The following is a 9,638-nucleotide window of genomic DNA, read 5'->3' as shown; positions in this document are numbered from 1 at the left end:
TCTGCCCCTCCCCCCCGCTCTGCCGATCTCCGGACCGCGCCCGCCCCGCCCGCCTGTGAGGGCGACGCGGCGCCGCCCGTCGTGCGGCGCCGCTTCGGTCCGAGCGCTACCCGCGCCCGCCGATCTCTGACGCTACTTGCGCTTGCCGACCTCTTCGGTGAGCTGCGGGACGACCTGGTGCAGGTCGCCCACGACCCCGTAGTCGGCGAGCTCGAAGATCGGCGCCTCGGGGTCCTTGTTGATCGCGATGATGGTCTTCGCGGTCTGCATGCCGGCCCGGTGCTGGATGGCGCCGGAGATCCCGGCCGCGATGTAGAGCTGCGGCGAGACCGTCTTGCCCGTCTGGCCCACCTGGAACTGGTGGGGGTACCAGCCGGCGTCCGTGGCGGCACGCGAGGCGCCGACGGCCGCGCCCAGCGCGTCGGCCAGGCCCTCGATGACGGAGAAGTTCTCGGCGGAGCCCACGCCCCGGCCGCCGGAGACCACGATCGCGGCCTCGGTCAGCTCGGGCCTGGCGCCCTTCTCCTGCTTGACGCGCTCGACGATGCGGGCGGCCTTCGCCGCCTCGCTCAGCGCGACCGACACCTCCTCGACGGCGCCGGCGCCCGCGGCGGCCTGCGGGGCCGTCGAGTTCGGGCGTACGGCGACGATCGGGGTGCCCCTGCGCACCTTGGAGTGCACGTTGACGCCGCCACCGAAGATCGACTGGTCGGCCACGAAGCCCTCGGACAGGCCCACGGCGTCGGTGATGACGCCGGAGTCGGTCTTGACGGCCAGGCGACCGGCGACCTCCTTGCCCTCGGCCGTGGCGGCCACGAGCACCGCGGCGGGCGACTTCTCGGCGACGAGCTGCGCCAGCAGCTCGGCCTTGGGCGCCACCACGTGGTCGACGATGTCGGCGGACCCGGCGTTGTAGATCGTCTCGGCGCCGTACTCGGCCAGCTTGGCCTTGGCGGCGTCGCCGAGGCCGGGGCCGGCCCAGACGGCGGCGGGCGTGCCGAGCGAGCGGGCCAGGGTCAGCAGTTCGAGCGTGACCTTCTTGACCTCGCCGTCGATCTGCTCCACGAGAACGAGAATCTCCGACATATCAGTAAAACCCCCGTTCTCAGATGAACTTCTTGGAGGCGAGGAAGTCGGCGGCCTTCGAGCCTCCGTCACCCTCGTCCTTGACGATCGTGCCGGCGGCGCGCGGCGGCGCGGCGGCGAAGTCGACCACCTCGGACCAGGCGGCGCCCAGGCCGACCTGGGCGGCGTCGATCTCGGCGTCGGCGATGGCCAGCGTCTCGACCGGCTTCTTCTTGGCCGCCATGATGCCCTTGAAGGACGGGTAACGCGGCTCGTTGATCTTCTCCACCACGGACACGACGGCCGGCAGCGAAGCCTGGACCTTGTCGAAGCCGTAGTCGGTGATGCGCTGGACGCTGATCGAGGTGCCCTCGATCTCCACCTTGTTGGCCAGGGTGAGCTGGGCCGTGCCCAGGCGCTCGGCCAGCATCGCGGCCAGCACGCCGGTGCGGGCGTCGGTCGACTCCGAGCCCAGGACGACCAGGTCGAACCCGATCTTCTTGAGCACCTGGGCCATCGCGTACGAGGTGGACAGCGCGTCGGAGCCGTGCAGCGCGTCGTCGCTCAGGTGGACCGCCTTGTCGGCGCCCATCGCCAGGGCCTTGCGGATGGTCTCGGTGGCCTTGCCCGGGCCCATGGTGAGCACGGTGACCTCGCCACCATGCGCCTCCTTGAGCTTCAGCGCCTCCTCGACCGCGTACTCGTCAAGCTCGTTGACCACGCCGTCGACGGCGTCACGATCGAGCGTGTTGTCATCGGACCGCAGCTTGCGCTCGGTCGCCGTATCGGGGACCTGCTTCACGCAGACGACGATGTTCATGGCCGGTGGCCGACCTCCCGTGTTCGCGTGCGCCCACCGCGTCGCTGCGATAGGCGCCGAATGCAATGCTGACCAGACTGCCAGGTACCCGACGGGCTCCTGACACGGGGTGGGTCAGAGTCGTGCCCTGGCTCCCGCGGTCATGTTACCCGCGGGTAGCTTACGCGCAAACCAGCGGTTCCCGCGTGAAGCCCTCCCCTTCCCACCATACCGAACTTTATTCGGTACGTTCCGATCGCCCCCCGAAGGGAACTCAGGCGGACAACAGGAACACGATGCCCACCACCAGGGCCGTACCCGCGAACAGGGCCAGCGTGAACGTGCTGAACACCGCGGCGAGCCCGAAGCACAGCCCCACCGCCCCCGCCACGCTCACCAGGTCGGCCACCATCCGGCTCCGCCGGTACGGCCCGCGCGAGAGCAGCGCCACCCCCGCGTCGCTCACCACCGCCAGCACGTATGCGGCCAGCAGGAACAGCGCCACCTCGGGCAGCGGCTCGCGGGCGGCCGCCGCCAGCAGCGACACGAACAGGCCCGAGCCGATCAGCCACCGCCTGCGCACCTTCTCCCGGTGCCGCGCCCTGGACTCCTCGACCGACCTACGACGGCCGTCGCCCGGCCGCCACTCTCTCGTGCTCATGTCGTCGGCCCGCCGGGGACGCGCCGCCGGGGCCGAGGGACGGGGGCCGGTCTGCCGTACGTGCGGGACGGGGGCGACGCCCAGCCGGGCGCAGATCTGCGCGGCCGTGGGCCGCGCGGCGGGGTCGGTGGCCAGGCACTCGCGTAACAGCGGCGCCAGCCAGTCCGGCACGCCCTCCAGGTCGGGCGGGTGGTGCACGACCCGGTAGGCCACCGCCGAGGCCGGCCCCTGCCCGTACGGCTGCCGCCCGGTCGCGGCGTAGGCGAGCGTCGCGCCGAAGGAGAACACGTCGGCCTCGACGCCCGCGTTCCCGCCTTCGAGGAGCTCCGGAGCCAGGTAGCCGGGCGTGCCGACCACCGCGCCCGACGCGGTGACCGACAACGAGTCGAGCGCGCTGGCGATGCCGAAGTCGATGACGACCGGGCCGTCCTCGCTCATCATCACATTGGCCGGCTTGAGGTCGCGGTGGACCACCCCGGACTCGTGCATGGCCAGCAGCGCGTCGGCCAGCCCCGAGGCCAGGGGGCCCAGCTCGGCCACGGGCACGGGGACGGCGCTGAGCGGGCGGCCCTGGACGTAGCGGGTCACCAGGTAGGGTCTGGGGCCCTCCAGCGAGGCGTCGAGCACCTCGGCGACGTGCGGCCCGCCGACCCGGCGCATCGTCTCGACCTCGCGGTCGAGCCTGCCTAGCGCGAGGGCATCGGCCGCGACGTGCGGATGCAGCACCTTGACCGCGACCGTGCGCCCCTGGCTGTCGAGCGCCAGGTGGACCTCGCCGAAGCCGCCCGCGCCGAGCCTGGAGAGAAGCTCATAAGGGCCGAGGCGCTCGCTCATACCTCATCTCTCCCCCGTCGGGCCGAGGGGGACACTCAGGACCACGGAGTCAGGAAGCCCAACCCCAGCCCGTCGAGCAGACTTTCGATCAGGCCGGTGATCAGCCCGATCGTGCTCTGCCTGGCGTCGCTCGCCAGGTCGTCGATCACGCTCTGCGGGGCCCGCCAGGGCGTCCACACCGGGTCCTGGCCGAGCGCGAACATCGCCGCGAACAGCGCGGCCGTGCCCACCGCGACGACCGCGACCAGCGCGGCGCCGGGGCTGCGCAGCACGCCGGTGAGCGTACGGGTCACGGCCTTGCGCGGCGCGCCGCCGCCCGGCAGCACGAACAGGCCCCCGGCGAACGCGCCGGCCGCGTAGGCGGCGGCCTGGTTGGTGCCCATGCCGCCGGCCCAGTGGAGCGCGCCCCACACGCACGCGCCGAACAGCAGCGCGAGCGGCACGTGCACCAGCGTCACCAGCGCGGCCTTGACCAGCGCCCACGGCGTGCCGACCAGCGCGAGCAGCGGGTCGGCCGAGCTGCTGCCGCGGATCTGGCGCCGCTTGACCATGTCGCCGAAGAGGTATTCGCCCACGCGCAGCACCACCGCGAGCGCGACGGCCACCGCCCCCATCACGACGGGCATCATGACGGTCAGCGCCACCAGCGTGACCAGCAGCAGCAACCCGGTCACCTGGGCGCCGAACAGGTACCTCTTCCGCTCCGCCGGCGGCACGTGGCCGCGCGGCTGGGGCGGCGGCGTGTAGGGGCGCGGTTGCGGCGGCGGCGCCGGGTAGCCGGCCACGCGCTGGTCGGTGCGCGGCACCGGGCGTGCCGAGGTGGGCGCGGGCACGTAGGGCGGCGGCCGCTCCTCCCGCCGCGCGGGCGGCGGTGGCGGGGGCGGCGGCGCGGGCTTGCGGTACTCGACCGGCGGCAGCAGGTCGGAGAACGTGTCCATGGCGCGCGTGCCGCTGCCGATGCGCTTGGTGCCGGTCGGCCCCTCGATCTCGTTGAACGTCGTCACCGACGGGTCGAGCTCCCTGGCCATCCGCAGCAGCTCATGGGCGCCCGGCCGGGCGGCGGGATCGACCCGCAGCGCGCGCGACAACCAGCCGCGCAGCCACGCGGGCGCCCGGTCGAGCTGGGCCCGTCCCTCCATGATGTTGAAGCAGACCGCCTCGAACGTCCCGGTGCCGAACGGGGGCGCGCCCGTGGCGGCGAAGAACACCGTCGAGGCCAGCGCGTGCACGTCGGCCGCCTGGGTGATGTCGGAGTCGCGGATGATCTCGGGCGCCAGGTAGCCGGGCGTGCCGACGAACATGCCGGTCTGGGTCAGCCGGGTCGCGTTCACCAGGTGGGCGATGCCGAAGTCGATGACCAGCGGCTCGCCGTCGACCAGCATGACGTTGGACGGCTTGAAGTCGCGGTGGATCACGTCGGCCGCGTGGATGGCGACCAGCGCCTGGCACAGCCCCTGGGCCAGCCTGATGACCTGCCGCGCCTCCAGGGCGCCCTCGGTCAGCACGGTCTCCTCGAGCGTGCGCCCGGGGGCGAAGCGGGTCACGACGTAGGGCTGGCCCCCCACCAGCTCGGCGTCGATGACCTCGGCGACGTACGGGCTGCGCACCCGGCGCATGGTCTCGACCTCGCGGGTGAGCCGGTCGCGGGCCTTGAGGTCGGCGGCCACGTGCGGATGGAGCACCTTGATGGCGACCTCACGGCCCTCACCGTCGAGACCCAGGTGGACGACCCCCATGCCGCCCTCGCCGATCTTCCTGACGATGCGGTAGGGGCCGAGGCGTTCCGGCGCTTGGATGCTCATCGCCACCTTCCTCGGCTCAGCCGCCCTTCAGGCTGGTGAGTTGCTCTGTCACGGGTGTGACGTCCAGTGGACTCCATACACTCCCCCTTGCCGTGTCCCCGAACGTGCCGTAGGCGAGGATCAGCGAGAGCGCGGCGCCCGCCGCCAGGACTCCCGCCATCGCCATGGCCGCTGTCCTCGAGGGTACGAGCGATGAGAGCGTTCTGCGCATCTGCCGCCCCGGGCCCTCGACGCCCGGCCCCGCGCAGAGGGTCCAGAGCGCGACCGCGGCCCCCCACGCGAGGGCGTTGGCCGAGTTCATCTTGACCACCACGCTGAGCAGCAGCGTCACCGGCAGGCCGAGGATCAGGGCGTACAGGACGAGCGCGACCGTGATGCCCACGGACTTGGCCAGCGCCTGCGGCCGGGCGAAGACCCTGATCACGTCGAGGGCGGCGGACCCGGCGGGCCTGCGGCCGCTCAGCGCCGGCTGGGCGAGGTCTGCCGCGCGCAGCAGCACGGCGATCGGGATCGCCACCACCGCCACCAGGACGGGGGCCATCACGGCCGCCACGATCATGAGGATCAGCAGCATGGCGCTCGCCACCCCGTACGCCTTGGAGCGCTGCAGCGCCTGCCCCGGACGCCCGCCCGCGTTGTACGCCTCGCGAGCGGCCTGCGGGTCCTGGGACGGGTATTGCGGCTGCGCCGGAATGTAGGGCGGCGGCTGCACGGGCACCGGGCCGTAGTTCGCCGGTTCCTGGCCGGAGCCGAACCGGCCGTGGTCCACCGGCTGGGCACCGGACCCGAGCCGGCCGTGGTCCACCGGCTGGGCACCGGACCCGAGCCGGCCGTGGTCGACCGGCTGGGGGCCGGAGCTGAGCCGGCCGAACTCCGCCGAGTCCGGGCGCACGCGCCGGGTGGGCACGTCGGCCTCGTGCGGGTTGGCCTGCAGGTTGACCTGCGGGTGCGACTGCGGCTGAGGTTGTGACTGAGGCTGCGGCTGGGGGTGCGGCGGAGGCTGCTGCTGCGGCCAGGGCTGGCTGGGCCCGGCCTCGCGCTGGATCTGGCGCAGCTCCTCCGGCGAGACCCGGCGGGTCGGCCACGGGTCGCCCGCGCCCTGGTCCGGCAGCGCCGCGCCCGGTTCGGGCAGCCCGGCGCCGGGCACCGGGGCCGCCTGGCTGGGCAGCGGGGCCGCCTGGTTGGGCAGCCCGGCCGCCTGGTTGGGCAGCAGCGAGACGAAGTGCGGGTCGGCGGGCGGCGCGACCGGCGGCTCCTGGCCGTCGATCAGCCGGCGCGGCGTCATCGGCGGCGTGGAGACGTCGTAGGAGGGCTTCTCCCCCACGAACGGCGGCCGCCTGGTCGGGTAGTCGTCGGGCGCGTCGGGCCGCGGCACGGTGGAGATCTCGTCGGGCCCGCCGCGCGGCGGCCTCGGCAACATGCGGGCCGTCTGCTCGGCCAGGTCGGCGGCCTTGGGCCGCTTGGCCGGGTTGCGCTGGAAGCCCGCCTTGAGCAGCGGCTGCAGCTCGGCCGGCACGCCGCTGATGTCGGCCTTGCCGGCGGTGATGTTGTAGAAGATCATCTCCAGCGTGCCCTTGCCGAAGGGCGGCTGGCCGGTGGCGGCGTAGAGCAGCGTGCCCGCCCAGGCGTGGATGTCGACCTCGGGGCCGGCCTCCTGGCCCTCGATGATCTCGGGCGCGAGGTAGCCCGGCGTGCCGATGAACATGCCGGTCTGGGTCAGCCTGGTCGCGTCGACCGCCTGGGCGATGCCGAAGTCGATCAGGACGGGCTCGCCGTCGAGGATCAGCACGTTGCCCGGTTTGAGGTCGCGGTGGATCACGCCGACGGAGTGGACCACGGCCAGCGCGGAGGCCACCCCGTGGGCGAGCCGGACCAGCGCGGGCAGGTCGAGCGGCCCGTCGTCCTTGACGATCTCGTCGAGCGGACGGCCGGGCACGTAACGCGTGACGATGTAGGGACGATGACCGGTTACATCCGCATCGACCACTTCTGCGATGAATTTGCTGCGGACGCGGCGCATGGTCTCGACCTCACGCGAAAGCCGTCGCCTGGCGACCTCGTCACCGGCGACCTCTCCGCGCAGGACCTTGACCGCCACCTGTCGCCCCTGGGGGTCGACAGCGAGGTGGACAACGCCCATCCCGCCTTCACCGAGCCGCCTGAGCAGCCGGTAAGGGCCTAGTCGGTCATCGTTCATGGCATGAAGCACCATACCGGCTTAATCCCCGCCCACGAGATGAACCATGAGGCCACATTCCCACTCGTACAACGTCCGATACGGCCTCATCGGTTTCCCATCCAACGGTCTCGAATTGGCTTCAGTTCGGCTTCGGGGCCTTCAGGTCGTCAGGGACAGGACCTCGGCGCCCTTCAGCCCGGCCAGCGCGGCGCCCGGCAGGGCGAGCTTCGACCTGCGCACGCCGCTGCCGATCACCACTCTGGGATGGTCGGCGACGTGCACGTCGACCAGGACGGGCCAGTCGCCGGGCAGCCCGAGCGGGGTGATTCCGCCGTACTCCATGCCGGTCAGCTCGACCGCGTCGGCCATCGGCGCGAAGCTCGCCTTCCGGGCGTCGAGGTGCTTGCGCACCACGCCGTTGACGTCGACGCGCATCGTCGCGAGCACCATGCAGGCGGCGTAGCGGATCTCGCCGCCGCGCTTGGCGGCCACGACCACGCAGTTGGCCGACTCGTCGAGCCGTACGCCGTAGCGCTCGCAGAACGCGGCCGTGTCGGCCAGGTCGGGGTCGATCTCCGCCACCTCGGCGCCCTCGACGCCCGGCACGGCGAACGCCACCGGATCGGCCAGCAGGTCGGCGCGCTCGGTCGCGGGCACCCAGTGCAACGTCATCCTCGTCTCCTCGATCGCTCTTCCTTGACCGACCCTATGCCGGTCGAGGAAGTGGCGTGCGACGTCACGTGGACTGCAGCACCCGCTGGTGCAGCAGGGTGACGGCGCTGCGGGCCGACTCCATGGCGCCTGCCTGCCAGGCGATCAGGTGGGTGAGCCAGTCACCCGCGAAGTAGACCCTTCCGGCGGGGCGTTGCAGAAGAGTGAAGGACGAATCAAAGGACGGCCAGTACATCCAGCCTCCCTGGATGTGCTCCTGGCGGTGCCAGGCGATCGAGACGCTGGACAGCAGGTTCTGGCGGTATTTGTCGCCGTGGACCTTCCGGCCCTGGGTGAGGGCCTTCCGCCTTCTGTCCTCGGGGGTCAAGGAGCCGTACAGCTCGGCGTTCTGCTCGGTGTTGTAGTAGCCGACGATCAGGCCGCGTTCGGAGTGGTAGCCGTGGGAGGGGTACCAGATGTGGGTGATGTCCAGGTCGGTCTCGGTGACGCCGCCGTAGATGCGGTCCTCCAGCTCCCACCAGCGCCTGCCGTACTCCAGGCCGATCTTGCCGGCCGCGACCGGGATGGGGGTGCTCAGTGCGCTGGTGACCTGCGCTCCGAGGTTGTGCGGGATCTTGGCGAGGAGGTGCGGGGGGAGGGTGGCGATGCAGTAGTCGGCCTTGACGGTGCCGCCGTCGTACGCCACCTCGACGCCGTCGTCCAGGGTCGTGATTCTGGTGACCTTGGCGCCGGTCCTGATCCGGTCGGGCCCTACGGCCTCGGTCAGTTTCCTGACGATCGCGTCCATGCCGCCGACCGGCTGGAACATGGGGGTGGCCATGTCGTAGCCGAAGTCGTTGGTGATGGCGCGGCCGGTGGCGGCGGCCAGCACGTCGTGGAGGGTGCCCGGGGGCGGGATGGGGGTGCCGCCGTCGAGCGCCGGGTACTTGGTGAAGCCGCGCCGGGGTGAGCCCTCGTAGTCGAGCTTGGGTCCCAGGTCGCCGAACCGGCGGAGGAACTCCAGCAGGCGTTGCCGGTCGTCGGCGGTGATCGCCTTGTCGAGCGCGCCGATATTTGTGGCCTTGGCCAGCAGTTCTGCGACATATCCGTACATGTCGGCTCGGGCCGTGCGGGCCCGCACGGTCTTGCCGTTGGTGTGGACGTACGCGGCGGCGTTGTTGTTGACGAACGTCTCGATCGGGACGCCCAGCTCCCTGCAGTAGTCGAGGGTGACCATCCAGGGGGCGATGCGGCCGGGCCCGGCGTTGAAGTAGACGCCCTCGCCGAGCTTGACGTCCTGGGCCGGGCCGTTCAGCTCGGTCAGGCGGTCGCCGCCGCGCAGCGTGAGGTTCCGGCCGCCGGCCTTGCCCCTGGCTTCGAGCAGGGTGCAGTCGTAGCCGGCCTTGCCCAGCTCGTACGCGGCCGTCAGTCCCGCCACGCCCGCGCCGAGGATCACCACCTTGGCCGCGCCCTTGCCGCGCAGGGAGAAGTCGCCGGGACGCGGCGCGGCGAACTCCTTGTCCTGCTCCGACGGGGCGAGCCCGAGCGCGCCCATGGCGGCGTACATGGCGCCCGCGCCGCCCACCGCTCCGATCCCGACGAGCAGCCCCCGCCGGGTCAGCGCCGCGCCTTCCACCGTCACCCGCT

General features: G+C 72.2%; 7 protein-coding genes. All 7 read right to left on the bottom strand.

The window, feature by feature from the left end; all coding sequences use genetic code 11:
* Positions 1-132 precede the first annotated feature (132 nt).
* Positions 133-1,086, bottom strand: a complete 954-nt coding sequence (locus ABZ444_RS28430) for an electron transfer flavoprotein subunit alpha/FixB family protein (RefSeq protein WP_358003085.1) — start codon at positions 1,084-1,086, stop codon at positions 133-135.
* 19 nt (positions 1,087-1,105) lie between these two features.
* On the bottom strand, positions 1,106-1,885 hold the full coding sequence (locus ABZ444_RS28425) for an electron transfer flavoprotein subunit beta/FixA family protein (protein ID WP_358003083.1): 780 nt from the start codon (positions 1,883-1,885) through the stop codon (positions 1,106-1,108).
* Positions 1,886-2,138: 253 nt separating this feature from the next.
* Complete coding sequence (locus ABZ444_RS28420; protein WP_358003081.1) at positions 2,139-3,359, bottom strand: serine/threonine-protein kinase; 1,221 nt, start codon at positions 3,357-3,359, stop codon at positions 2,139-2,141.
* 35 nt (positions 3,360-3,394) lie between these two features.
* Entirely contained in the window at positions 3,395-5,161 is a 1,767-nt protein-coding gene (locus ABZ444_RS28415) for a serine/threonine-protein kinase (protein ID WP_358003079.1), read from the bottom strand.
* A gap of 16 nt (positions 5,162-5,177) precedes the next feature.
* Complete coding sequence (locus ABZ444_RS28410) at positions 5,178-7,358, bottom strand: protein kinase (protein WP_358003076.1); 2,181 nt, start codon at positions 7,356-7,358, stop codon at positions 5,178-5,180.
* Between the two features lie 141 nt (positions 7,359-7,499).
* Positions 7,500-8,012 carry a YbaK/EbsC family protein gene (locus ABZ444_RS28405; RefSeq protein ID WP_358003073.1) on the bottom strand — a complete coding sequence of 171 codons (513 nt, stop codon included), beginning with the start codon at positions 8,010-8,012 and terminating at the stop codon, positions 7,500-7,502.
* Positions 8,013-8,076: 64 nt separating this feature from the next.
* Complete coding sequence (locus ABZ444_RS28400; protein WP_358003070.1) at positions 8,077-9,633, bottom strand: flavin monoamine oxidase family protein; 1,557 nt, start codon at positions 9,631-9,633, stop codon at positions 8,077-8,079.
* Positions 9,634-9,638 lie beyond the last annotated feature (5 nt).

Source organism: Nonomuraea sp. NPDC005730 (assembly GCF_040630865.1).
Lineage (GTDB): Bacteria > Actinomycetota > Actinomycetes > Streptosporangiales > Streptosporangiaceae > Nonomuraea.
The sequence above is the reverse complement of the archived record's forward strand: the minus strand, read 5'-3'. Positions and strand labels throughout refer to the sequence as shown.

Bases quoted from the DNA above. Each gene is read 5' to 3' on its own strand.
- ABZ444_RS28430 (WP_358003085.1), bottom strand. From the start codon at position 1,086: ATGTCGGAGATTCTCGTTCTCGTGGAGCAGATCGACGGCGAGGTCAAG.
- ABZ444_RS28425 (WP_358003083.1), bottom strand. From the start codon at position 1,885: ATGAACATCGTCGTCTGCGTGAAGCAGGTCCCCGATACGGCGACCGAG.
- ABZ444_RS28420 (WP_358003081.1), bottom strand. From the start codon at position 3,359: ATGAGCGAGCGCCTCGGCCCTTATGAGCTTCTCTCCAGGCTCGGCGCG.
- ABZ444_RS28415 (WP_358003079.1), bottom strand. From the start codon at position 5,161: ATGAGCATCCAAGCGCCGGAACGCCTCGGCCCCTACCGCATCGTCAGG.
- ABZ444_RS28410 (WP_358003076.1), bottom strand. From the start codon at position 7,358: ATGAACGATGACCGACTAGGCCCTTACCGGCTGCTCAGGCGGCTCGGT.
- ABZ444_RS28405 (WP_358003073.1), bottom strand. From the start codon at position 8,012: ATGACGTTGCACTGGGTGCCCGCGACCGAGCGCGCCGACCTGCTGGCC.